The organism is Streptomyces sp. NBC_00247, assembly GCF_036188265.1.
In the GTDB taxonomy this organism is placed as follows: Bacteria; Actinomycetota; Actinomycetes; order Streptomycetales; family Streptomycetaceae; genus Streptomyces.
In genome coordinates this window covers 5433983-5458294 of sequence record NZ_CP108093.1, presented here as the reverse complement: position 1 = coordinate 5458294, position 24312 = coordinate 5433983, and the positions used below count along the sequence as shown (strand labels likewise).

The window sequence follows — 24312 nt, the reverse complement described above, 5'->3', positions numbered from 1 at the left end:
GTCGGCAGTCGGCAAGACCGTATCGTTCACACGCTGCTCGCAAGCCACTTGAACAGCTCGATCAGGATGTAGACGATGATCATCAGAACGAAGAAGGACAGGTCGAGTGCCACGCCCCCGAGACGCAGCGGCGGGATCAACCGCCGCAGGAGCTTGAGTGGTGGATCGGTGACCGTGTAAGTGGCCTCGAGAACCACCACCATCGGCTTGCCCGGCTCCCATGAGCGCGCGAACTGGAAGACGTAGTCCATGACCAGCCGGAAGATCAGCACGATGAGGAAACACATCAGCGCGACGCTGACCACATCGAGTGCGACGCCCATGACCGCGCTCCCCTCCCCTGGCTCTCGTAGCTCCGGCCTCTCGGCCGGGTCGTTCCCGTGTCGCGTTCTCAGCTCTGGTTGAAGAACCCGCCCTCCGCAATACGGGCCTTGTCCTCCGCCGTGACATCGACGTTAGCAGGCGACAACAGGAACACCTTCTGCGTCACGCGCTCAATGCTGCCATGAAGCCCGAAGACGAGTCCCGCGGCAAAGTCGACAAGTCGCTTTGCATCCGTGTCGTCCATCTCCGTGAGATTCATGATCACCGGGGTGCCCTCACGGAAGTGTTCCCCGATGGTACGGGCCTCGTTGTAGGTCCGGGGGTGCAACGTGGTGATGCGGTACGGCTCCCGCTCGGAGACGACCTTGGGCATGATCACGGGTGCGTTCTTCTCCAGGTTGGGGCGTTCAGGTGTGATGGATGCCACGGGTGCGATCCGGGCGGGTCGCACACTGTCGACGGGGAGCTGAACTGGCTCGCGCGGTGCGGGGGGTTGCACCACTCGTACCGGTTCGTCCCTTTCGCGCTCCCGCTCCACCTGGTGCGCGGGCTGATGCCTGCGCCGGTCCCGCTCGGGCTCCGGCTCGGGTTCGAATTCATCGTCGGGGTCGAACCCCGGACCGTCGTACCCATCGTCCTCCACGAGGCCGAGGTAGACCGCCATCTTGCGCATCGCGCCGGCCATGCTCCGAGTCCTCCGCTCTGTGGTGGATCGGCAATCGTCGCCAAGTGCCAGCGATCCACGGTGGCCTGCCCCGTATTGAGCGGGAATGACCATATTTTCTGCTGTGGTCCGACCTGCTTCGCGACGTTACCCGAGCCGGGGTCGGACTCCGAGTACCGCAGTACCGACGCGTACATGTGTCGCTCCGGCCGCGACGGCGTCCTCAAGATCCGAACTCATCCCCGCGGAGACCATGTTCGCAGCCGGATGGTCCCTGCGCAGCCGGGATGAGATTTCCATCAGCCGCCCGAAGGCGGCCCGTTGCCGTCCCGCGTACGGACCGGCGAGCGGCGCGACCGTCATCAGGCCGTCGAGCCGGAGTCCGGGCGCCGCCGCCACCGCGGCGGCCAGCGCTTCCACACCCTCGGGAGCCACTCCGCCCCGCTCGCCGCGCTCACCGTCGCCGGCGTCGAGGGCGACCTGGATCAGACAGCCGAGTTCACTCTCCCGCTCTCCGGCGGCAGCCGTGGAGAGTGCGGAAACGAGCTTGATCCGGTCGATCGACTGCACCACATCGGCATAACGCGTCACTGAACGAACCTTGTTGGTCTGAAGCTGACCGACAAAGTGCCAAGTAAGCGACAGATCCGAACAGTCCGCGGCCTTGGGCGCAGCGTCCTGGTCCCGGTTCTCGGCCACCTGACGCACACCGAGTCCGTGCAGGATCCGCACGTCGCTCGCGGGATAGGTCTTGGTGACCACGATGAGCGTGACCTCGTCCCGCGACCGGCCGGCCGCGGCACAGGCGGAGGCGATACGTTCCTCCACCCGCGCCAGGTTGTCGGCGAGTTCCTTGCTGCGGTCCGTCATGCCGTTCCCTCGTCGTCCTGGTGGTCCTCGCCGTCCCGGTGGCCCTCTTCGAGCGGCCCGTCCAGCCAGACGTATCCGGCGAGTCGTCCGGTGGTGCGGTCGCGCCGGTACGAGAAGTGGTCGTCCGACTCCCGCGTGCAGAACGGCGAACGCCGCACGTCCCGCACGCCGAGAGCGTCGAGCTGGGAGTGGACCCCGGCGACGACGTCCACCGCCGGCGTGCCCCACCGGGTCTCCGCCCGGGCCGCGGGGACGGTCTCGGCGACCTCGTCCCGCATCGCGGCCGGGACCTCGTAGCAACCGCCGCAGACCGCAGGTCCGGTGCGGGCGACGATCCGGGAAGCGTCGGCGCCGAGGGCGAGCATCGCCTCCACGGCCGCGGGGACGACTCCGGCGACGAGACCGGGGCGACCCGCGTGCGCCGCCGCGACGACCCCGGCGACGGGGTCGGCCAGCAGGACCGGGACGCAGTCCGCGGTGAGCACGGCGAGCGGCAGCGCCCGACGGCGGGTCACCAGCGCGTCCACCGCCGGGATCTCGCGGCCCGGGCCCCAGGGCCCGTCGACCACGGCGACCGCACGGCCGTGCACCTGGTTCATCCAGACGACCCGCTCCGGGTCGAGCCCGAGAGCGCCGGCCGCACGGGCCCTGTTCGCGACCACGGCGGCGGGGTCGTCTCCGACCGCGCCGCCGAGGTTCAGCGACCCGTACGGACCGGTGCTCACCCCGCCCCACCGGTCGGTGAAGGCGAAGTGGGCACCGGCGCCGCCGGACGGGTCCGCTGCGGGTACCGCTGTGAGAGCGGGACCCGCGGTGGCCGCGGGTCCCGAGTGGTGCCGGTCTATCACTTCAGGAAGTCCGGTACGTCCAGCTCTTCGGCCTGGGTGTCCTGGTAGGGACGAGCCGTCGGCACGTGCGGCGGGGAGACCGGCGGCAGCGAGCCGTCGTTCGTGACCGGCGCGGCCTCGACCGGGGCAGGGGCTTCCTCGCGGACCGGCACGGAACCGAGTCCGGCCGAGTGGCGGACGGGCTCGGGCCGGGCCGGCGGGGCGGGCTCCTCGCGCTTGGCGGCACCGGCGCCGATCACGTTCTCGCGGCGGGCCGGCGGCTGGCCGCCGTCGAAGCCCGCGGCGATCACGGTGACCCGCACCTCGTCGCCGAGCGCGTCGTCGATGACCGCGCCGAAGATGATGTTCGCCTCCGGGTGCGCCGCCTCGCTCACCAGTTGGGCGGCCTCGTTGATCTCGAAGAGACCGAGGTCGCTGCCACCGGAGATGGAGAGCAGCACGCCGCGGGCGCCGTCGATGGACGCCTCCAGGAGGGGCGAGGAGATCGCCATCTCGGCCGCCGCCACCGCGCGGTCGTCGCCGCGGGCCGAACCGATGCCCATGAGCGCCGAACCCGCCTCGGACATGACCGACTTGACGTCGGCGAAGTCGAGGTTGATGAGGCCGGGGGTGGTGATGAGGTCGGTGATGCCCTGGACACCCGAGAGCAGCACCTGGTCGGCCGACTTGAACGCGTCGAGCACGCTCACCTGGCGGTCCGAGATGGACAGCAGCCGGTCGTTGGGAATGACGATGAGGGTGTCGACCTCTTCGCGGAGCTCGGCGATGCCGTCCTCCGCCTGGTTCGCGCGCCGACGGCCCTCGAAGGTGAACGGGCGGGTGACCACACCGATCGTCAGGGCGCCCAGCGAGCGAGCGATGTTGGCGACGACGGGTGCGCCGCCGGTGCCGGTGCCGCCGCCCTCTCCTGCGGTGACGAAGACCATGTCGGCCCCCTTGAGGACCTCCTCGATCTCTTCACGGTGGTCCTCTGCCGCCTTGCGACCGACTGCCGGGTTGGCCCCGGCGCCGAGTCCCCGCGTGAGTTCACGGCCGACGTCGAGCTTGACGTCGGCGTCGCTCATCAACAGGGCTTGCGCGTCCGTGTTGATCGCGATGAACTCGACGCCTTTGAGACCGACCTCGATCATTCGGTTGATGGCATTGACACCACCGCCGCCGACACCGATGACCTTGATGACTGCGAGGTAGTTCTGCGGTGCTGCCACGTCGAAGGCCTCTCGCCTCGATTTACGTGTCGTCGCTCTGCGGTGGCCCGCCGCGACGACGGATGTCGATGGGGACGGTCCGAACGCCGACCCAAACCCTAACGCTGAAGTTTAGGGTTACCAGTGTGTCTGCTTCTTGGACTCTTCCGAACAGGACACTAAGTCGACAAGTGGCGCACGTTCAACGAACACGCCGAACCTCCCGTTTTTCTTTTCACCCTATGTGATCACCCGTAGCGATGACCAACCAGGGTGCTGGTCAGCCCAAATGCCCGTCAACTCTTCGAAGAGGCAGGAGCGGTGGGCGCACTGACGTCGAAGTGTCCCGCTTTGGGTGCGGCTTTCATCAGGGCGGTGAGCACTTTCGCCTTCACCGCGCCCTGTTCACCACTGCCCCAGATCACTTCGCGTCCCCCCGTCAGCTTCAGCGAGATCGAATCGTACGAGGTCACCCGCACCGCCTCGGTGACACGGGCGACGGCGGCGGGAAGGTCGCCGGCGACCGAGACCGCCTCCCGCAACAGACGGTCACCGCCGAAACGGCGCAGACTTGCGGAACGATCGGGCGACAATTCCAGCAGTGGAACCCTTTCGGGCGCTTTGTCCACGGTCGCGAACCGCACGCCCTCGGCGTCTACTTCGGTGAACTTTGCGCCTTTTTTCAGTAGAAGGACCGGCTTTCGCTCGGTCACCTCGATGTCGATTCCGTGCGGCCAGGAACGCGTGACGTCCACGGTGTCGATTCGGGGGAGTTTCCGCCGCAGCCGCTGCTCCAGGGAGTCGGTGTCCACGGCGATCAGCGGCGAGCCGACCGGAGCCGCCGCCGCCGCTTCCACCTCGGCCGGGGAGAGGACGCCGGTCCCGCTGACGCCGACCTGCTCCAGCCGGAGCCAGGAGGACCCCCACAGCGCCCAGGCCACGCCCCCCGCGAGCAGGGCGGCCCCGGCCGCACCGAGGACCAGCATCCTGCGGCGGGCGACCCCGCCCCTTCCGGGGCCGGCGTGCGGCGCGCGCGCCGGGGTGTCCGCCTGCTGCCCTGAACCGCGCTGGGCGGTCGTCGGTCCGGCCACGCTCGCTCCTTCGCCGGGCCCGGGGCGCACACCCCGGGCCCGCCCCGCCTCACGCCTGGCGGCGTGCGGCAATCGCCTCGTACACCATGCCGACGAGCAGGTCGTCGGCGTCGCGCCGACCGAACTCCGCGGCGGCGCGTGACATTTCATACAATCGGTGCGGATCGGACAGCACCGGAAGGACGTTGGCCTGTACCCACTCCGGGGTGAGGGCCGCGTCGTCGACCAGCAGGCCGCCGCCGGCGTTGACCACCGGCTGGGCGTTGAGCCGCTGCTCGCCGTTGCCGATCGGCAGCGGGACGTAAGCGGCGGGCAGCCCGACGGCCGAGAGCTCGGCCACGGTCATCGCGCCCGCGCGGCAGAGCATCATGTCGGCCGCCGCGTACGCGAGGTCCATCCGGTCCACGTACGGTACCGGGATGTAGGGCGGCATACCGGGCATGTTGTCGATACGCGGCAATTCGTTCTTCGGGCCGACCACGTGCAGGATCTGGATGCCCGAACGCTGGAGCAGCGGTGCGACCCGCTGGACCACCTCGTTGAGGTGGCGGGCGCCCTGCGAACCGCCGGAGACCAGCAGGGTGGGCAGGTTGGGGTCGAGCCGGAAGGCGGCGCGCGCCTCCGGGCGCACCCGGGCCCGGTCCAGGGTGGCGATGGTGCGGCGCAGCGGGATGCCGATGTAGCGGGCGCCGCGCAGCTTGCTGTCCGGGGTGGAGACCGCGACGCCGTGGGCGTACCGGGAGCCGATCTTGTTGGCCAGGCCGGGGCGCGCGTTGGCCTCGTGGACGACGATCGGCACTCCGGCGCGCTTGGCGGCGAGGTAGCCGGGCAGTGCGACGTAACCGCCGAAGCCGACCACGCAGTCGGCCTTGGTGCGTTCCAGGATCTGCTCGGCGGCCTTGATGGTGCCGCGCAGCCGGCCCGGGACGGTGATCAGTTCCGGTGTGGGCTTACGGGGCAGCGGTACGGCCGGGATGAGCGCCAGGTCGTACCCCCGCTCGGGTACGAGCCTGGTCTCCAGGCCGCGTTCCGTGCCGAGGGCGGTGATGCCCACGGTCGGGTCCTGCCTCCGCAGGGCGTCTGCGAGGGCAAGCGCGGGCTCGATGTGGCCGGCGGTCCCCCCGCCGGCGAGTACGACATGCACCGAAATTCACCGCTCTCCGGACGGACGCTTCTTGACGCGCCGTCTCATCGTCTTCCATCTCACCCCGGGCCTCCGCATGGCCAGGGCCGCTTTCGCGCCGGTCTCGTCCCGCGCGAAGGCGATCATCAAGCCGACCGCGAACATGGTCGGCAGCAGGGCCGACCCTCCGTAGGAGAACAGCGGGAGCGGGACTCCGGCGATCGGCAGCAGGCCGAGCACCGCACCGATGTTGATCACGGCTTGCGCGGTGATCCACGTCGTCACGCCTCCCGCGGCGTACCTCACGAAGGGGTCCTCCGTGCGTCCGGCCACGCGGATACCCGCATAGCCTAGAGCCGCGAAGAGGGCGAGCACCGACAGAGTGCCCGCCAGCCCCAGTTCCTCACCTGTGATGGCGAAGATGAAGTCGGTGTGGGGTTCGGGGAGTTGTCCCCATTTCTCCACGCTCGCACCGAGTCCCGATCCGAACCAGCCGCCGGACGCGAGCGCGTAGATTCCGTGCGCGGCCTGCCAGCAGCCGCCCGCGGCGTCGGGCTCGCTGACCCCCACGCAGGCGAGCCGGGACATGCGGTTCGGGTTGGTCTTGATCAGCAGGACGGCGATGGCCCCGGCGAAGCCGAGTACGCCGACGAAGAGCCGGGTGGGCGCCCCGGCGAGCCAGAGCAGGCCGAAGAGGATCGCGGTGAGGATGATCGCGGTGCCCATGTCGCCGCCGAGCATGATCAGACCGAGCAGCATGAAGGCGACGGGGATCAGCGGCACCAGCATGTGCTTCCACTGGGTGAGCAGCCGTTTGTCCTGTTTGCGGGCGAGCAGGTCGGCGCCCCACAGTACGAGGGCCAGCTTGCCGAACTCGCTGGGCTGGAGCTGGAACGGTCCTCCGACGTACAGCCAGTTCTGGTTGCCGTTGACCGACATCCCTATGCCGGGGACCTGGACCAGGGCCATCAGGAAGACCGTGCCGAGCAGCATGGGGTAAGCGAGCGCGCGGTGCAGCTTGACCGGCATGCGCGCGGCCAGCAGCATCAGCCCGGCTCCGATGACGGCGGCCAGGAACTGCTTGCGGAAGAAGTACGTGCTCGGCTTGGCGAGTTCCAGGGCCTTGATCATCGAGGCGCTGTAGACCATCACGAGGCCCAGCACGGTGATCAGCAGGCTGGACCCGAGGATGACGTAGTACGCGGTCAGAGGACGGTCCCAGGCCCGCCGCGCCTGTTCGTAGCTCCGGCGCACCCCGCCGCCGCGCGGTTCGCGGGGCGTGGAGGCCGGACGGCCCGGTGCTCGTGGCGGCCGGGGACCGCGTCCGGAGCCGGTGGCGAGCCGTCCCCGCAGGGCGGTTCCGGGGTGCGTCGGCACCCCGGAGTCCGGTGAACCGTACGGGCCCGCCAGGGCGGCCCGGGGAGCCGGCCGGGTACGGAAGGGGCCGGTCCGCGCCGCGTGTGCCTGCGCGCGGACCCGTCCCAGGGCGTCGGGACCCTCATCGGCCGGCATAGTCGCTGTCCCCTCCGCTGATCGTGCCCGGGGCGGCGACAGCCCGGCGGCCCGGCGCTCGGACCGTACCGTCCCCCGGGCACATTCTCTCCGGGGACGGTACGGCCCGGGGGCCGGTCCTGTCAGGCGCTGTCGTCGGCGAGTGCGCGGACCGCGTCCGCGAACGCCTCGCCCCGCTCGTTGTAGTTGGCGAACATGTCCATCGAGGCGCAGGCCGGGGCCAGCAGCACGGTGTCGCCCGGGTGGGCGAGACGCGCGGCCTCGGCGACCGCTTCGGACATGGCCCCAGTGTCGGTGCGGTCCACGTCGACCACGGGTACCTCGGGGGCGTGTCGCGTCAGGGCTTCGCGGATGAGGGCGCGGTCGCGGCCGATGAGGACCACGCCGCGCAGGCGCTTCGCGGCGCCGCTCACCAGCTCGTCGAAGGTCGCTCCCTTGGCGAGGCCGCCGGCGATCCAGACGATCGGCTCGTAGGCGGCGAGGGAGGCTTCGGTGGCGTGGGTGTTGGTGGCCTTGGAGTCGTCCACGTAACGGACGCCGTCCAGGTCCGCGACGTGCTCGATGCGGTGCGGGTCGGGGCGGAAGGCGCGCAGTCCGTCGCGGACGGCGGCGGGCTGCACGCCGAAGGCGCGGGCCAGCGCGGCGGCGGCGAGGGCGTTGGCGATGTTGTGCGGGGCGGGCGGGTCGACGTCGGCGACCTCGGCGAGCTCCTGGGCCTGCTTCTGCCGGTTGGTGACGAAGGCCCGGTCCACCAGGATGCCGTCGACGACACCGAGCTGGGAGGGGCCGGGGGTGGAGAGGGTGAAGCCGATCGCCCGGCAGCCCTCCTCCACGTCGGCCTCGCGCACCAGTTCCTCGGTGGCGGGGTCGGCCGCGTTGTAGACGCAGGCCACGGTGTTGCCCTCGTAGATCCGGCCCTTGTCGGCGGCGTACGCCTCCATGGAGCCGTGCCAGTCGAGGTGGTCCGGGGCCAGGTTGAGCACGGTCGCGGAGTGGGCGCGCACCGACGGCGCCCAGTGCAGCTGGTAGCTGGAGAGTTCTACGGCGAGCACGTCGTACGTCTCCTCGCCGAGGACCGCGTCCAGCAGGGAGACGCCGATGTTGCCCACCGCCGCGGTGCGCAGCCCGGCGGCCTCCAGGATCGAGGCCAGCATGCGTACGGTCGTGGTCTTGCCGTTGGTGCCGGTGACCGCGAGCCAGGGGGCGGGTTCGCCGCCCTTGACCCCCCGCAGCCGCCAGGCGAGTTCGACGTCGCCCCAGACGGGGACCCCGGCCTCGGCCGCGGCGAGGAAGAGCGGCTTGTCGGGCTTCCAGCCCGGGGCGGTGACGATCAGTCCGGTGGCCTCGGGCAGGGTGTCGCCGTCGCCGAGGCGCACGGTGATCCCCTCCGCCTCCAGACCGGCCGCCTGGGCGCGGGAGCGCTCGTCGTCGCCGTCGTTGACGACGGTCACCAGTGCCCCGAGTCCGTGCAGGGCCCGGGCGGCGGGAATTCCGCTGACCCCGAGTCCGGCGACGGTGACCCGCTTCCCCCGCCAGTCCGACCAGGACGCCGAGTCGGTGGTGCTCACTTCTTGGCTGCCCATCCCGCGTAGAAGAGTCCGAGACCGACGATCACGCACATGCCCTGGATGATCCAGAACCGGACCACCACCAGGACTTCCGACCACCCCTTGAGTTCGAAGTGGTGCTGGAGCGGGGCCATCCGGAAGACCCGCTTGCCGGTCATCTTGAAGGAGCCGACCTGGATGACCACGGACATGGTGATCATCACGAAGAGACCGCCGAGGACGGCCATCAGGAACTCGGTGCGCGAGCAGATGGCGAGACCCGCGAGGGCGCCGCCGAGCGCGAGCGAACCGGTGTCACCCATGAAGATCTTGGCCGGCGAGGTGTTCCACCAGAGGAAGCCGAAGCAGGAACCCATCAGCGCGGAGGCGACGACCGCCAGGTCGAGTGGGTCGCGCACTTCGAAACAGGCGCTGGGGTTGGTGAGTTCCATCGCGTTGGCGCACGACTCCTGGAACTGCCAGAGTCCGATGAAGGTGTACGCGCCGAAGACCATCACCGACGCGCCGGTGGCCAGGCCGTCCAGACCGTCCGTCAGGTTCACGCCGTTGGACATGGCGAGAATCATGAACAGGGCCCAGACGACGAACAGCACCGGTCCGATCGACCAGCCGAAGTCCTCGACGAACGAAAGCCTTGTGGAGGCCGGGGTGTTGCCGTGGATGTCGGCGAACTGGAGCGAGAGCACCGCGAAGGCGATGCCGACGATCAGCTGGCCGGCCATCTTCGCCTTGGCCCGCAGGCCGAGCGACCGCTGCTTGACGATCTTGATGTAGTCGTCCAGGAAGCCGACGAGCCCCATCCCGGCCATCAGGAAGAGCACCAGGACACCGGAGAACCGGATGGGCTCGCCGGTGATCACCTTCGCCAGGACGTACGCGATGATCGTCGCCAGGATGAAGGCGATGCCGCCCATGGTGGGCGTGCCCTTCTTGCTGCCGTGCGTGCGCGGGCCGTCGTCCCGGATGAACTGCCCGTACCCCTTGCGGGCCAGCAGTTTGATGAGCAACGGCGTTCCGACCAGGGTCAGGAAGAGCCCTATGGCCCCCGCGAAGAGGATCTGCCTCATCGGCCGGTGACCTCGCCTTCGGTCGAGTTCTCCAGCAGCGCCTGGGCAACCATCTCCAGGCCGACCGACCGGGACGCCTTCACCAGCACGACGTCTCCCGGGCGCAGTTCACTGCGCAACAGGTCGACGGCCGCCTGTGCGTCGGACACGTGCACCGACTCCTCACCCCACGAACCCTCGTTGTAAGCGCCCAGTTGCAGCCAGGAGGCTTCTCTTCCCCCGACCGCGACGAGCTTGCTGACGTTGAGCCGGACGGCGAGCCGTCCGACCGCGTCGTGCTCGGAGAGCGACTCGTCACCGAGCTCGGCCATCTGACCGAGCACCGCCCAGGTCCGCCGGCCCCTGCCCATGGCGGCCAGCGCACGGAGTGCGGCTCTCATGGATTCGGGGTTCGCGTTGTAGGCGTCGTTGACGACCGTCACACCGTCCGGACGCTCGGTGACCTCCATGCGCCAGCGGGAGAGGGTGCCCGCCTCGGAGAGCGCCTCGGCGATCTCGTGTACGGGCATGCCCAACTCATGGGCGACGGCGGCTGCGGCGAGCGCGTTCGACACGTGGTGCTCACCGTACAGGCGCATGGTCACCTCGCTGCACCCGGTGGGTGTGTGGAGGCTGAATGCGGGGTGTCCGTCCGCTGTGAGACGTACGTTCTCTCCCCGTACGTCCGCTTCGGGCGCCTCTCCGAAGAGGAGGACCCGCGCTTTGGTACGGGAGGACATGGCGCGCACGAGCGGATCGTCGGCGTTGAGGACGGCCACACCGTCCTCGGGGAGCGACTCGACCATCTCGCCCTTGGCCTGGGCGATCTGTTCCCGGCCGCCGAACTCGCCGATGTGGGCGGTGCCGACGTTGAGGACGAGCCCGATCCGGGGCGGGACGAGTCCGGTGAGGTAGCGGATGTCGCCGATGTAGCGGGCACCCATCTCCAGCACGAGGTGCTGGGTCTCCTCGGTGGCGCGGAGCGCCGTGACCGGCAGGCCGATCTCGTTGTTGAGGTTGCCCACCGGGTAGACGGTCGGCCCCATGCGCTCCATGAGCTGGGCGATGAGGTCCTTGGTGGAGGTCTTGCCCGCCGAGCCGGTGAGGGCGACGACGGGCAGCCCGAGGCGGTCGACGACGACGTGGCGGGCGAGGGAGCCGAGCGCGGCCACGACGTCGGCGACGACGATCGCGGGCACCCCGACGGGACGGGTGGCCAGCACCGCGGCGGCGCCGGCCGCCACGGCTCCGGTGGCGTAGTCGTGGCCGTCGACCTGTTCACCGACGAACGCGGCGAACAGGCTGCCTCGCTCCACCTTCCGGGAGTCGATGACGACCGGGCCGTCGACGACGACCGAGGTGTCCGGTATGTCGTGCGGCTGCCCGCCGACGATTTCGGCGATCTCGGCGAGGGAAAGGGCGATCACTTGGTCATCCCTGACTGTTGTTCTCGTGGTGGGCTTCGTGGGCTTGCGAGTCGGTGGCGCCGGAGCGCCCCAGGGACCGTTCGATGGCCGCGCGCAGGACCTGGCGGTCGTCGAAGGGGCGTACCACCCCGTGGACGTCCTGCCCCTGCTCGTGGCCCTTGCCGGCGACGAGGACGGTGTCGCCGGGAAGCGCGCGGGCGACGGCCGCCGCGACGGCGGCGGCGCGGTCCGCGTCGACGAGGACGTCACCGCGTTCGTGCGCGGGCACCTCGGCGGCGCCCGCGAGCATCGCGGAGAGAATCCCCAGCGGGTCCTCGGAGCGGGGGTTGTCGGAGGTCAGTACGGCGGTGTCGGCGAGGCGGGCGGCTGCCGCGCCCATCGGCCCCCGCTTGGTGGTGTCGCGGTCTCCGCCGCAGCCGAGCACGACGTGCACCCGGCCCTGGGTGACCTTGCGCAGCGAGCGGAGCACCGATTCCACGGCGTCCGTCTTGTGCGCGTAGTCGACGACGGCGAGGTACGGCTGCCCCGCGTCGACCCGCTCCAGCCGGCCGGGAACGCCGGGTACGGCCGCGACGCCGTCGGCGGCGGTCTGCGGGTCGACCCCGGCGACGGCCAGCGTGACGATCGCGGCGAGGCTGTTGGCCACGTTGAACGGGCCGGGCAGCGGCGCCCGGGCGGTGATGCGCTCGCCTGCGGGGCCGACTACGGTGAACGTGCTGTCCTGCGGGCCCACTTCGACGTCCTCGGCGCGCCAGTCGGCGTCGGGGTGGCCCTCGGCGGAGAAGGTGGTGACCGGAACGCCGGCCTCGGTGACGAGCCTGCGGCCGTAGGCGTCGTCGTAGTTGACGACCCCTCGCCTGCTGCGCTCCGGGGTGAACAGCTGGGCCTTGGCCTGGAAGTAGTCCTCCATGCCGGAGTGGAACTCCATGTGTTCCGGGCTGAGGTTGTTGAAGACGGCGACGTCGAAGACGCAGCCGTCGACCCGGCCCAGTACCAGTGCGTGGCTGGAGACCTCCATGGCGACGGCGTCGACGCCGCGTTCGCGCATGACCGCGAAGAGGGCCTGCAGGTCGGTGGCCTCGGGGGTGGTGCGCTCGGACTTGATCCGCTCGTCGCCGATGCGCGTCTCGACGGTGCCGATGAGCCCGGTGGAGCGGCCGGCGCGGCGCAGCCCGCCCTCGACGAGGTACGCGGTGGTGGTCTTGCCGGAGGTCCCGGTGATGCCGATCTGGAGCAGGCCGGCACCGGGGCGGTCGTAGATCTCGGCGGCGAGGTGTCCCATGACGGCGCGCGGGTCCTCGGCGACCAGCACCGGCAGCCCGGTGGAGGCGGCCCGGCCGGCGCCCGCGGGGTCGGTGAGGACCGCGACGGCGCCCAGTCCGGCCGCTTGGGCGGCGAAGTCGGCGCCGTGCAGCCTGGCACCCGGCAGAGCCGCGTACACGTCACCGGGACGGACCGCCCGGGAGTCGTGGGTGATGCCGGTGACCTCGACCTCCGTGGGCAGTTCGAGGCCCAGGCGGGCCGCCGGCTCGCCGAGGGGTGTCGGCCGGAGCCGTTCCGGTCGGGGCGCTCCCGGGTAGTTCACGGGCGCGTCCTTCTGGGTGATTCGGTACTGATCAGCGTGGGGCACGGCGGTGAGCGTACCGGGCTGACCCGGCCTCTCGCGAAGCGAGGGGCCGGGGTTGCGGAACTTCTCGTTCCGGTTCCCCGGATCGGGGGTGATGGTTGTCACTGGTGCTCCCCTGGGAACGTACGGGGCCACGGCCTGGTCCGGCGCGGTGCGGCTCGTCCTCGGCGCGCGGCGGCCGGAACGTCTCCGTCCGCCCGACGCGCGCGCCTCGGTCGTCCCGCGACCGCCTGTCGGCTCAGCCGCCCGCCTGGAAGTAGACCGGCAGGCCGGGCGACTTGGTGCCGCTCGGCTCGGTCTGGAGGGTCTTCAGCGCGAACTCCATGACCTTCTTGTAGATCGGCCCGCAGATCTGGCCGCCGAAGTAGTCGCCCTTGGTGGGGTTCTGGATCGCGCAGTAGACGGTGATCTGCGGGTCGTCGGCCGGCGCGAAGCCGGCGAAGGAGGCGGTGTAGCCGTCGTACACGCCACTGACCGGGTCCACCCGGTTGGCGGTACCGGTCTTGCCCGCCACCCGGTAGCCGGGGATGCGCGCCTTGGTTCCGGTGCCCTCCTCGTCGCCGACGACGGACTCCAGCATGGTGGAGAGTTCCTTGGCGGTCTTCTCGCTGACCACCCGGGTCTCCTCGGGCTTCGCCGCCTGCGTGTACCGGCCGTCGGCGCCCTTGGTGCCGCGTACGAGCGTGGGGGCGATCCGTACCCCGCCGTTGGCGATCGTCGAGTAGACCGAAGCCGCCTGGACGGCGTTGAGCGAGAGTCCTTGGCCGAACGGGATCGTGTACTGCTGGGAGGTCGACCAGTCCTGGGGCTCGGCGAGGATGCCCGCCGACTCGCCGGGGTAGCCGAGGCCGGTGGGGCGGCCGATGCCGAACTTGCGCAGGTAGGAGTAGAGGACCTTGTTCGCCTCGGGCTGGGTCTTGCCCAGCTGACCGGTCGCCAGGATGGTGCCGATGTTGCTGGACTTGGCGAGGACGCCGTTGAGCGTGAGTTCCCAGGTCTTGTGGTCGATGTCGTCCTTGAAGAGCCGGTCCCCGCGGTGCAGCCGGTTGGGCACGGTGACGTGCGTGAGAGGAGTGGCGGCCCCCTCCTCCAGCACGGCGGCCATGGACATGACCTTGGCGGTGGAGCCGGGCTCGTAGACGTCCTGGAGCGCCGCGTTGCCCAGCGAGCCGGCACCGACGGTGGAGAGGTCGTTCGGGTCGAAGCCGGGGGCGTTGGCCATGGCCAGCAGCTCGCCGGTCCTGGTGTTCTGCACGACGACGTAACCGCCGTCCGCCTTGGACGCCTCGACCTGCTCGGAGATGGCCCGCTGGGCGGCCCACTGGATGTCCCGGTCGATGGTCAGCTCGACGTCCGTGCCTTCGACGGCCGGGATCTCCTTGGCACCGGCGGTCGGCACCCGGCGGCCGCCGGACTGGGCGTACCGGATCTTCCCGTCCTGGCCGGCGAGCTCCTCGTTCAGCTGGGACTCCAGACCGCCGCCGCCCTTGCCGTCGGCGTTGACGAATCCCAGTATCCCGGCGGCGAGGTCGCCGTTCGGATAGACCCGCTTGGTCGTCGGCTCCTGGAAGACACCCGCGAGCGCGCTGGTGCCCTTCCCGCCGTTCTCGGCCGCCTTGTCCGCGAGGACCGACTTCAGGTCCTTGATCTGCTTCCAGACCTGCGGGGTCTGCCGCCGGGCGAGCACGGTGTAGCGGCTCCCGGGCTTGGACAGCTGGGCGGTGAGCGTGGCCGCGTCCTTGCCGAGGATCGGCGCGAGCAGGGCGGCCGCCTGCTCGGGGGCGTCGGAGATCTTGCTCTCGGCCGGGGTGAACATCTTCGGGTCGGCGGTGATGTCGTACGCGTCGACGCTGGTGGCCAGCGCGATCCCGTTGCGGTCGGTGATCTCCCCGCGCTCGGCGGCGACGGTGTACTCCAGGTAGCGGTTCTCCTTGGCCTTGGCCGAGTACGCGTGCGCGTCGACGGCCTGGACCTGGAGGAGCCGCGCCACGAACACCAGCATGACGAGGGTCAGTCCGAGGCTGACCAGGCGCAGCCGGGGGCGCGGGTTGCCGAGGCGCAGGGAGCGCGGTGCCGGGCGGCCGGGCCGGCCGGACGAGGGGCGCGGGCGGCGGGCCTCGGGGCGGGCGGCGGGCCGGGGGCGTCCCGTCCCGCCCGCGGCCCCTCGGGGGCGGGCGGGGCCGGGCACACGGCGGCGCGGCGGTTCCTTGGACGGCACTGCGTCACCTGCCGGGGCTCGTCGGGGTCGTGGTCGTCGCGGCGTCGGTCGTGGCGGAGTCCTCGGAGGTGGAGTCCGCGAGGGTGGCGGCCGTGGTGAGGGGCGAGGCTCCGGCGGACGGGCTCGCGGTCGCCCCGGCTCCGGCGGCCTGAGGTTCCCCGGTGGCCGCCGGCTCTTCGGCGCCGGCGGGCTCTCCGGCGGCCGCGGGGGTGTCCGCCGGGGACGGGGTGGGCGTGGGTGCCGGGTCGGCGGTGACCTCGGCGGGCACGCCCCGCACCGTGCCGTCCGGGTTCAGGAAGGCGGGGCTGCCGCCGGGGACCATGCCCAGCTCCCTGGCCCGCCGCTCCAGCGCGTCGGGCTGCGAGTAACCGTCCACGTCCCGCTGGAGCGCCTGCTCCTCGTCGGTGAGGTCGGTCGTCTGCTTCCGCAGCTCGCTGAGGCGGAACGAGCCCTCGTTGAGCGCGGAGTTCAGCAGCAGGAGACAGATCAGCCCGCCGCCGAGGAGGACCACGACCAGCAGCATGAAGGGGGTACGGGCCGCGTTGCTCGGCGCCGACGGCATCAGCCGGGCGAGCCGGGCGGCGCGTCCCTTCAGCGGTGCGGCCGGTCCGTTCACCGCGCCGCCCCCAGTGCCCCGGCGCCGTCGGCGGGCGTGTGCCCCGGGTCCGCGGTCACCGCTCCTCCTCGCGGATGCGTTCGGCGCCGCGCAGCCGGGCCGGGGCGGCCCGCCGGTTCTCGGCGACCTCCTCTTCGGTGGGCAGCTCCGCACCCCGGGTGAGGAGCTTCAGGCGGGGCTGGTACTTCTCGGGTACCACGGGCAGTCCCGGCGGCGCGGTGTTCGCGGCGCCCGCCGCGAACACCTGCTTGACCAGCCGGTCCTCCAGCGAGTGGTACGACAGCACGGCGATCCGGCCGCCGACCGCGAGGGACGCGACCGCGGCGGGGACGGCGTTCTCCAGGACCGTGAGTTCGCCGTTCACCTCGATGCGCAGCGCCTGGAAGGTGCGCTTGGCCGGGTTGCCGCCGGTGCGCTTGGCGGCCTGCGGCAGGGAGTCACGGATCAGTTCGACCAGCCGCGCGCTGTTGGTGAACGGTTCCTTCTCGCGCTCGCGCACGACGGCCGAGACGATCCGCTTGGCCTGCTTCTCCTCGCCGTACGCGCGCAGGATGCGGACCAGTTCGCCCGGCGGGTAGGTGTTGAGGACCTCCGCCGCGCCGATCCCGGTGGTCTGGTCCATGCGCATGTCGAGCGGCGCGTCCTGGGCGTACGCGAATCCCCGGTCGGCCTCGTCCAGCTGCATGGAGGAGACGCCGAGGTCGAAGAGGACGCCCTGGACCTTGGGGATGCCGAGCCGGTCCAGCACCTCGGGCAGTTCGTCGTAGACCGCGTGCACCAGGGTGGCGCGGTCGCCGTACGGGGCGAGGCGCTCGCCGGAGAGCCGGAGTGCCTCCTTGTCCCGGTCGAGCGCGACCAGCCGTACTTCGGGGAAGGCGGTGAGCAGGGCCTCGCTGTGTCCGCCGAGTCCGAGGGTGCAGTCGACGACCACCGGTGGGGTGCCGCCCTCCCTCCGCAGCGCCGGGGCCAACAGGTCCAGGCATCGCTGGAGCATCACCGGGACGTGTCGGGTCTGGCTCAATGCGCCCTCTCAGGCTCAGGTCCGTGAGGCGGCACGTGCGGTCTGGTCCCCGCCCGCTCAGAAGGGGAGGCCTGCCGGCGCCGGGGAAGGGGCGCCGGCCGGCCATGAGCGGGAGAGGGCCGGGCCGCACGTTCGCCGCACATCACGGGGACATCGGAAATGCGGAGAAAAGCGGATCAGCACCCGGGGATGCCGAGGATTACGGGAACAACGACTACTGCGACTGCGTACGGGGACCACTGCGACGCGTCGCGGAGCACCACTGGAACCGCCGCGGTCGCGGAAAGGACCGGAACACGCGGTGGGAACGCTCGGAGCCCGCTCGACGCGACCGGCCTTCCGGCCGCTCGGTAACTTCGCGTCACTTTAGTCCACCCTGCCATTCGATCGATTCCGGATCAACGAACCGCACAGCGCGTCGCCCCGCTCGGGTGGCCCACGGTCCTCACCCGGACGGGGGAGCCGTGGTGAGTCCTGTGGGTTAGCTCACAACAAGCCTCGTTGACGTTCTTTGTCCTTTTCCCCGGGCCGCTCCGAGCAGGTGGGACGGCTAACGTCGTAGCCATGTCGACTTCCGCACAGTCCCCCTCCGCCGCCGACCCCGCCTCCCCGGACGCGCCCCGTACGGGCAGCACCGTCACGGACCGCCTGGTGGCGGCGAACGGCCAGTACGCGGGTGCCTTCACCGACCCGGGCATGGACGCCCGTCCGGTCCAGAAGGTCGCCGTGGTCGCCTGCATGGACGCACGTATCGACCTGCACGCCGCGCTGGGCCTGGAACTCGGCGACTGCCACACCATCCGCAACGCGGGCGGTGTGGTCACCGACGACGTGATCCGGTCGCTCACCATCAGCCAGCGGGCGCTGGGCACCCGCAGCGTCATACTGATCCACCACACCACCTGCGGTCTCGAATCGCTGACGGAGGACTTCCGCCACGAGCTGGAGCTGGAGGTCGGCCAGCGGCCGGTGTGGGCCGTGGAGTCCTTCTCCGACGTCGACCAGGACGTGCGCCAGTCGATCCAGCGGGTCCGCACCTCACCGTTCCTTCCGCACACCGACGACGTCCGGGGCTTCGTCTTCGACGTCACGACCGGTCTGCTGCGCGAGATCTCCCCGGCCTCCTGACCCTCCCGCTCGGCGGGCCCGCGAGCCGGACCGTCCCGGCGGTCCGCGGGCCCGCCGCCGCGAGCCGCCGCCGGCCCCTCCCGCGGGCCTCCGCCGTCGGCCACCCCCTTCCCCACCAGCTCTTCGCCGGTCCCGTCCGACCGCCGCCGGCCACCCGGTCCCGCCCCCGCCGGAGCTCGTACCGGCATCCGAATATCGACAACACCCGACATATCGGCCCCGGTTGTCCACGCGCGAGTGACACGAAGCGGTAACGGCAACAAGAATGCGGTGGGTGACGCACTCCGGGGCTTCCGGAGGGGCGTCCGCAATCGGGGTGGGCCAGGCCGTTCGACGGCGCGGGCCCGTGCGTGAAGGGCCGAGGAGGACCGGGTGACCACCTATGACGAGCGAGCGAACCTCACAGATCTGACCGCCACGACGGAGCGGGTGCGCGGGTCGGTGGAGCGCGTGATCGAGGGCAAGCCCGAGGTCGTGCGGATCGCGCTGACCGTCCTGCTCGCCGAGGGTCACCTGCTGATCGAGGACGTGCCCGGGGTCGGCAAGACCATGCTGGCCAAGGCACTGGCCCGGTCCATCGACTGTTCGGTGCGCCGTATCCAGTTCACTCCCGACCTGCTGCCTTCGGACATCACCGGCGTGTCCGTCTTCGACCAGCAGCGCAAGGACTTCGAGTTCAAGCCGGGCGCCATCTTCGCCCAGATCGTGATCGGCGACGAGATCAACCGCGCGTCGCCCAAGACGCAGTCCGCGCTCCTGGAGTCGATGGAGGAGCGGCAGGTCACGACCGACGGGCAGACCTACGCCCTGCCCGACCCCTTCATGGTCGTCGCGACCCAGAACCCGGTCGAGATGGAGGGCACCTACCCGCTGCCGGAGGCGCAGCGCGACCGGTTCATGGCCCGGGTGTCCATGGGGTACCCCAGCCTGGATGCCGAGCTGCGGATGCTCGACGTGCACGGCGGGGTCCCGCCGCTGGACGACCTCCAGCCGGTGGCCCACGCGCACGACATCGTGAAGCTGATCGACGCCGTCCGCTCGGTGCACGTGGCCGAGTCGGTACGGCGGTACACCGTCGAACTGGTCCAGGCCACCCGCAGCCACCCCGACCTGCGCCTCGGCGCCTCCCCCCGGGCCAGTCTGCACCTGCTGCGCGCGGCGAAGGCGGCGGCGGCCCTCGACGGCCGGGACTACGCGCTGCCCGACGACGTCCAGGCGCTCGCGGTGCCGGTGCTGGCCCACCGTCTGCTGCCCACCGCGCAGGCGCAGCTGAACCGCCGCACGGCGGAGCAGGTGGTGCAGGAGATCCTGCGGCGCACGCCCGTACCCACCTCGCCGGACTCGGTGGCCACTGCCCCGCGGGTGCCTCCGTACCCGCAGGGCGGTCCCGCGTACGCGCCCGGCGCACGGCGGCCGTGATGGCTGACGCGCAACGGGGTCCCGGTCCCCGGGGCGGCGCCGCCGGCGACACCCCGGACGACGGCAGAGGCACCCTGCGGGCGGCGATGGGCGGGCTGACCACCCGGGGCCGCTCCTTCCTGGCCGCCGGAATCGCCGCCGCGGTCTGCGCCTGGGTACTGGGCCAGGCCGACCTGCTCCGGGTCGGCATGCTGCTCGCCGTGCTGCCGCTCGTCTGCGCGGCCGCGCTCCACCGCACCCGCTACCGGGTGGTCGGCACCCGGCGGCTGTCGCCCTCGCGGGTGCCCGCGGGCTCGGAGGCGCGGGTCCACCTGAGAGTGGACAACGCCTCGCGGCTGCCCTCCGGGCTGCTGATGCTGCAGGACCGTGTTCCGTACGTGCTCGGCCCGCGGCCCCGCTTCGTGCTGGACCGGGTGGAGCCCGGCGGGCGGCGGGAGGTGTCCTACCGGGTCCGCTCGGACCTGCGCGGCCGGTATCCGCTGGGGCCGTTGCAGCTGCGGCTGGCCGACCCGTTCGGGATGTGCGAGCTGACCCGCTCCTTCAGCGCCCACGACACCCTGGTGGTGATCCCCCGTACCCAGGCGCTGCCGCCGCTCCGGCTGACCGGGGCGGCCTCCGGGTACGGCGACGGGCGTCAGCGCTCGCTCGCCCAGGCGGGCGAGGACGACGTGCTCCCGCGCGGTTACCGGCACGGCGACGACCTGCGCCGGGTCCACTGGCGCTCCACCGCGCGGTACGGCGAGCTGATGGTGCGCCGGGAGGAGCAGCCCCAGCGGGCCCGGGCCTCGGTGCTGCTGGACACCCGGCGGGCGGCCTTCCGCGGCGCCGGACCCGAATCCGCGTTCGAGTGGGCGGTGTCGGCGGCGGCCTCCGCGCTGGCCCACCTGGTGGAGCGGGGCTTCGCGGTACGGCTGCTGACCGACGAGGGCGGGGCCGTTGCCGGTGACGGCGGTCCCGACGGGTTCTCCGGTCCTTCCGGCTTCGACCACGAGTCCGCCGAGGCGGCCGGGCTGATGCTGGACACCCTCGCGGTCGTCGAGCACTCCGACGCGAGGGGCCTGGCCGGCGCGCACGACGTGCTGCGCGGTGGGCACGAAGGGCTGCTGCTCGCCTTCCTCGGCGACCTCGACGAGGAGCAGGTGGCGGTCGCGGCCGCCATGCGGCGACGCAGCGGTGCGGCCGTCGCGTTCGTACTGGACGGCGAGGAGTGGGCACCGGGCGCGGAGCAGGCGCCCGCGATCCCTTTCGCGGAGCGGCTGCGGCTGCTGCGCGAGGCGGGCTGGACCGCGGTGCCGGTGCCGCCCGGGGCGGATCTCGCCCGGGTGTGGCAGCAGGCCGGACAGCCCGGTGACACCCAGCCCGCCGGTGGCGGCGCTGCGACAGGTTTCTCCGGAGGATGGTCATGAGCGGTCCGGTGCGGCTGGCCCTGTGCGCCTACGCGGCGACACTGCTGGCGGCGGGGGCGCTGCTGCCCCTGGTCGACCCCTGGACGTGGATCTTCGAGGCCGCGCTGCTGCTCGCGGTGCAGAGCGCGGCGGGGGCGCTGGCCCGCCGGTTCGTCCCGGCGCGCACGGGGGCCGTCGCCGTGCAGGCGCTGGTCGCCCTGGTGCTGCTGACGGCCGCGTTCGCCCGTGACCGGGCGTTGCTCGGGGTGCTGCCCGGACCGCGGGCCGTCCAGTGGCTGGGCGACCTGCTGACGGCGGGCACGGACGACGTCGGACGGTACGCGATCCCCGCACCGATGACGGACGGTATCCGGCTGCTGCTGGTCGGCGGGGTCCTCCTGATCGGGCTGCTGGTCGACGTGCTGGCGGTGACGTTGCGCGCCTCCGCCCTGGCCGGACTTCCGCTGCTCGCGCTGTACTCGGTGGCGGCCGGACTCTCCGACGGCGGGGCGAACCGGCTCCTGTTCTTCCTGGCCGCCGCGGGTTACCTGCTGCTCCTGCTCGCGGAGGGCCGGAACCGTACCGCCCAGTGGGGCCGGCTCTTCGGCGGCCCCGCGCGCGGCGGGCCGGCCCCGGGGAACCGGGTGAAGCGCCCGGTACGGACGGGGCACCGGATCGGCGCGCTGGCGCTGGGCGTCGCACTGCTCGTACCGGGTTCCATGTCCGCGCTCGGCGGCGGTCTGCTGGGCGATCTCGGCACGGGCAACGGGCGGGGCGGCGGGGGCACGATCTCCGCCGTGAACCCGCTGGTCTCCCTCCAGGACGACCTGAACCAGTCGGAGGACCGGGAGGTGCTGACGTACCGCGCCACCGACGGCGCCCAGCAGGGCACCTACCTGCGCATCCTCTCCCTCGACCGGTTCACCGGGAGCGAGTGGCTGCCGTCGAAGCGCGCGCTGAGCGACGTACCGGACCGGCTCCCGCAACCGGCGGGCCTCGCGAAGGACGTCATGGCCGTGGAGACGACCGCGGAGATCACCGCGTCCGACGACTACCAGCAGGACTATCTGCCGATGCCGTACCCGGCGACCGGGGTCCGGGTCGACGGCCGGTGGCGGTACGAGCCCGAGGGGCGCACGCTCATCGGCGACGGCGGCCAGACGACGGGCGGGGAGCGCTACCGGGTCAGCAGTCTGACGGTGGAGCCGACGGCGGCGCAGCTCGCCGCGGCCGGGTTGCCTCCGAAAGGGCTGACCCTGGAGTACACCGAGGTGCCGACCTCCCTGCCGGACGTGGTGGCTCAGACGGCCGCGCAGGTCACCCGGGGTTCGGGCAACCACTACGAGCAGGCGGTGGCGCTGCAGGACTGGTTCGCGCAGAACGGCGGGTTCAGCTACGACACGACGGTGAGCTCGGGCACCGGAACCGCGGCGATCGCACGGTTCCTCAAGGACCGCCGGGGCTTCTGCGTGCACTTCTCGTTCGCGATGGCGGCGATGGCCCGGACGCTGGGCATCCCGGCACGGGTCGCGGTGGGCTTCGCCCCGGGCACGACGCAGGAGGACGGGTCCGTCTCGGTGGGGCTGCGGGACGCCCACGCCTGGCCCGAGCTGTACTTCGAGGGCGTGGGATGGACCCGCTTCGAGCCGACCCCGACGCGTGGCACGGTGCCCGCGTACACGGTGCCGGAGGCTCCCACCGGGTCCGCGGACACCTCGGCCGCTCCGACCGCGTCGGCCTCGGCGCAGCCCTCGGCCGCCCCGTCCGCCTCGGAGAGCTGCCCGGCGCAGATGCGCCGGGAAGGTGTGTGCGGGGCCTCGGCCGCCCCGGTCGCCACCGACACGGCAGGGCCGGGGTTCCCGCTCGGCACGGTGGTCCTGGTGGGGCTCGGCGCCGCGCTGGTCGTGCTGGTCCCGCTGTCGCCGCTGCTGTGGCGGACCCGGCTGCGGGCCCGGCGGCTGTACGGCTCGGGCGGGCGGACGCCCTCGGACGCGGCGGCGAGAACGCTGGCGGTCTGGCGGGAGATCACGGACACGGCCTGGGACCACGGCATCGTGCCGGACGACGCGCTGACCCCGCGCAGGGCGGCCGACCGCATCGTCCGGCTGGGCGAGCTGGACGGTGAGCCGGCGGCGGCACTGCACCGGGTGGCGGGAGCGGTGGAGCAGGCGCTCTACGCGCCCCGGCCGCAGTCGCCGGTCCGTGCCGCCGAGGACGCGGTGACCGTCAGGGCGGGGCTGGCCGAGCGGGCGAGCCGGTTCACCCGGCTCCGGGCCGCACTCGCTCCCCGCTCGGCCGTCCGGGTGGTGTGGGCGGTCTCGGAGCGCCGGACGGCGTCGGCGAAACGGTTCACGGAGCGGATGGGGGCGGCCGGCCGGTCCCTCCGCCCGACCAGGCCCCGGGGCTGAGCCCTGGGGCCGGTGCCTCAGCGCCGAGGGGCGGGGGCGCGGGGGCCCGGGGCGGAGGGCCTCAGTGTCGGGGTCGGAGTGCCGAGGTGGCCGGGGCGACGGGGCGTGTGCCCTGTGCCCTGTGCCCTGCGCCCTGTGCCGCAGGGTGCACGGCGCGGGGGGCCCTGGTGCCGACGGCCGGGGAGGCGCAGGGCCGACCCGTCCAGGCGCGCACGCCGTGGCTGAGGGGCGAGCCGCGTCGTGCGCGTCCCGCCCCTCAGCCGTACGTCGTGCGCTGTCGCGTCGAACCGGCCCCTCCCGGCCCGCCGGGAGGGGGAAGTCTCACTGGCCCTGTTCGTCGCGGCGGCGCTGCCACCGTTGCTCGATGCGGTTCATCACCGATCGGCGCTGTCTGGGCCTCTGCCCGGCTGCCGGAGTGCCGCGCTGCGGCTGTTCTCCGGGCTTGGGCGCCCTGCGCCAGCCGGTGACCGCGAGTACGGCACAGCCGAGCATGACGAGGAACCCGACCACACTGATCCAGATCTGCTGGGCGACCATTCCGGCCATGAGGAGCGCGATACCCACCAGAAAACCAGCGACCGCCTGGTATACCCGTCGCCGGGTGTACGTACGCAGCCCGCTTCCCTCAAGCGCTGTCGCGAACTTGGGATCTTCGGCGTACAGCGCTCGCTCCATCTGCTCGAGCATGCGCTGCTCGTGCTCCGAGAGCGGCACGGAGTCCTCCTCGTCGTCGGCCGCGGGGGCGACCGGTAAGCGGCCCTTCCAGGATAGGCAGGGATTCGCCCCCGGGAAACCCGCCCACCAGCCAGCAGCCAGTCCGTACCGCCATG

At 71.9% G+C, this 24312-nt stretch carries 20 protein-coding genes; 4 read left to right on the top strand and 16 right to left on the bottom strand.

Features of this window, described 5'->3' with window-relative positions; genetic code table 11:
* Nucleotides 1-26 precede the first annotated feature (26 nt).
* The 15 genes from OHT52_RS23775 to rsmH form a co-directional block, all read right to left on the bottom strand.
* Nucleotides 27-323, bottom strand: coding sequence for a YggT family protein (locus OHT52_RS23775; RefSeq protein ID WP_328722201.1), 297 nt, complete (start codon nucleotides 321-323; stop codon nucleotides 27-29).
* 68 nt (nucleotides 324-391) lie between these two features.
* Nucleotides 392-1009, bottom strand: a complete 618-nt coding sequence (locus tag OHT52_RS23770; RefSeq protein ID WP_328722200.1) for a cell division protein SepF — start codon at nucleotides 1007-1009, stop codon at nucleotides 392-394.
* Between the two features lie 126 nt (nucleotides 1010-1135).
* Nucleotides 1136-1858 carry a YggS family pyridoxal phosphate-dependent enzyme gene (locus OHT52_RS23765; RefSeq protein ID WP_328722199.1) on the bottom strand — a complete coding sequence of 241 codons (723 nt, stop codon included), beginning with the start codon at nucleotides 1856-1858 and terminating at the stop codon, nucleotides 1136-1138.
* A complete protein-coding gene (gene pgeF, locus OHT52_RS23760; protein WP_328723872.1) occupies nucleotides 1855-2703 on the bottom strand; it encodes a peptidoglycan editing factor PgeF in 849 nt (282 codons plus the stop codon). Before pgeF ends, OHT52_RS23765 begins: the two co-directional genes overlap by 4 nt.
* Entirely contained in the window at nucleotides 2703-3914 is a 1212-nt protein-coding gene (gene ftsZ, locus OHT52_RS23755; protein ID WP_328722198.1) for a cell division protein FtsZ, read from the bottom strand. Before ftsZ ends, pgeF begins: the two co-directional genes overlap by 1 nt.
* A 275-nt stretch (nucleotides 3915-4189) precedes the next feature.
* A complete protein-coding gene (locus OHT52_RS23750; protein WP_328722197.1) occupies nucleotides 4190-4984 on the bottom strand; it encodes a cell division protein FtsQ/DivIB in 795 nt (264 codons plus the stop codon).
* Between the two features lie 49 nt (nucleotides 4985-5033).
* Nucleotides 5034-6128 carry an undecaprenyldiphospho-muramoylpentapeptide beta-N-acetylglucosaminyltransferase gene (gene murG / locus OHT52_RS23745; protein WP_328722196.1) on the bottom strand — a complete coding sequence of 365 codons (1095 nt, stop codon included), beginning with the start codon at nucleotides 6126-6128 and terminating at the stop codon, nucleotides 5034-5036.
* Nucleotides 6129-6134: 6 nt separating this feature from the next.
* Nucleotides 6135-7619 (bottom strand): putative lipid II flippase FtsW, encoded by a 1485-nt coding sequence (ftsW, locus tag OHT52_RS23740; RefSeq protein WP_328722195.1) that lies wholly within the window; start codon nucleotides 7617-7619, stop codon nucleotides 6135-6137.
* Nucleotides 7620-7741: 122 nt separating this feature from the next.
* Complete coding sequence (murD, locus tag OHT52_RS23735; protein ID WP_328722194.1) at nucleotides 7742-9202, bottom strand: UDP-N-acetylmuramoyl-L-alanine--D-glutamate ligase; 1461 nt, start codon at nucleotides 9200-9202, stop codon at nucleotides 7742-7744.
* A complete protein-coding gene (mraY, locus tag OHT52_RS23730; RefSeq protein ID WP_328722193.1) occupies nucleotides 9184-10254 on the bottom strand; it encodes a phospho-N-acetylmuramoyl-pentapeptide-transferase in 1071 nt (356 codons plus the stop codon). Before mraY ends, murD begins: the two co-directional genes overlap by 19 nt.
* Nucleotides 10251-11660, bottom strand: coding sequence for a UDP-N-acetylmuramoyl-tripeptide--D-alanyl-D-alanine ligase (locus OHT52_RS23725; protein WP_328722192.1), 1410 nt, complete (start codon nucleotides 11658-11660; stop codon nucleotides 10251-10253). The genes mraY and OHT52_RS23725 overlap by 4 nt, the downstream gene beginning before the upstream one ends.
* Nucleotides 11661-11664: 4 nt before the next feature.
* Nucleotides 11665-13392 carry a UDP-N-acetylmuramoyl-L-alanyl-D-glutamate--2,6-diaminopimelate ligase gene (locus OHT52_RS23720; RefSeq protein ID WP_443046651.1) on the bottom strand — a complete coding sequence of 576 codons (1728 nt, stop codon included), beginning with the start codon at nucleotides 13390-13392 and terminating at the stop codon, nucleotides 11665-11667.
* Nucleotides 13393-13525: 133 nt separating this feature from the next.
* Nucleotides 13526-15505 (bottom strand): peptidoglycan D,D-transpeptidase FtsI family protein, encoded by a 1980-nt coding sequence (locus OHT52_RS23715; protein ID WP_328722191.1) that lies wholly within the window; start codon nucleotides 15503-15505, stop codon nucleotides 13526-13528.
* Between the two features lie 4 nt (nucleotides 15506-15509).
* Nucleotides 15510-16121, bottom strand: a complete 612-nt coding sequence (locus tag OHT52_RS23710; RefSeq protein ID WP_328722190.1) for an FtsB family cell division protein — start codon at nucleotides 16119-16121, stop codon at nucleotides 15510-15512.
* 55 nt (nucleotides 16122-16176) lie between these two features.
* Nucleotides 16177-17142: a 16S rRNA (cytosine(1402)-N(4))-methyltransferase RsmH gene (rsmH, locus tag OHT52_RS23705; protein ID WP_328722189.1), complete on the bottom strand. Its 966-nt coding sequence runs from the start codon at nucleotides 17140-17142 to the stop codon at nucleotides 16177-16179.
* Between the two features lie 564 nt (nucleotides 17143-17706).
* On the opposite strand from rsmH, the gene OHT52_RS23700 reads away from it, so the two are divergent.
* The 4 genes from OHT52_RS23700 to OHT52_RS23685 all read left to right on the top strand — a co-directional run bounded on the left by OHT52_RS23700 (nucleotide 17707) and on the right by OHT52_RS23685 (nucleotide 23482).
* Nucleotides 17707-18270, top strand: a complete 564-nt coding sequence (locus OHT52_RS23700; RefSeq protein ID WP_328722188.1) for a beta-class carbonic anhydrase — start codon at nucleotides 17707-17709, stop codon at nucleotides 18268-18270.
* A gap of 372 nt (nucleotides 18271-18642) precedes the next feature.
* Entirely contained in the window at nucleotides 18643-19689 is a 1047-nt protein-coding gene (locus OHT52_RS23695) for an AAA family ATPase (protein ID WP_328722187.1), read from the top strand.
* On the top strand, nucleotides 19689-21095 hold the full coding sequence (locus OHT52_RS23690; RefSeq protein ID WP_443046650.1) for a DUF58 domain-containing protein: 1407 nt from the start codon (nucleotides 19689-19691) through the stop codon (nucleotides 21093-21095). The genes OHT52_RS23695 and OHT52_RS23690 overlap by 1 nt, the downstream gene beginning before the upstream one ends.
* A complete protein-coding gene (locus OHT52_RS23685; RefSeq protein ID WP_328722186.1) occupies nucleotides 21092-23482 on the top strand; it encodes a transglutaminase TgpA family protein in 2391 nt (796 codons plus the stop codon). Before OHT52_RS23690 ends, OHT52_RS23685 begins: the two co-directional genes overlap by 4 nt.
* A 321-nt stretch (nucleotides 23483-23803) precedes the next feature.
* Here the strand turns inward: OHT52_RS23685 and OHT52_RS23680 are convergent, their stop codons facing one another.
* Nucleotides 23804-24196, bottom strand: a complete 393-nt coding sequence (locus OHT52_RS23680) for a DUF3040 domain-containing protein (RefSeq protein ID WP_328722185.1) — start codon at nucleotides 24194-24196, stop codon at nucleotides 23804-23806.
* Nucleotides 24197-24312 lie beyond the last annotated feature (116 nt).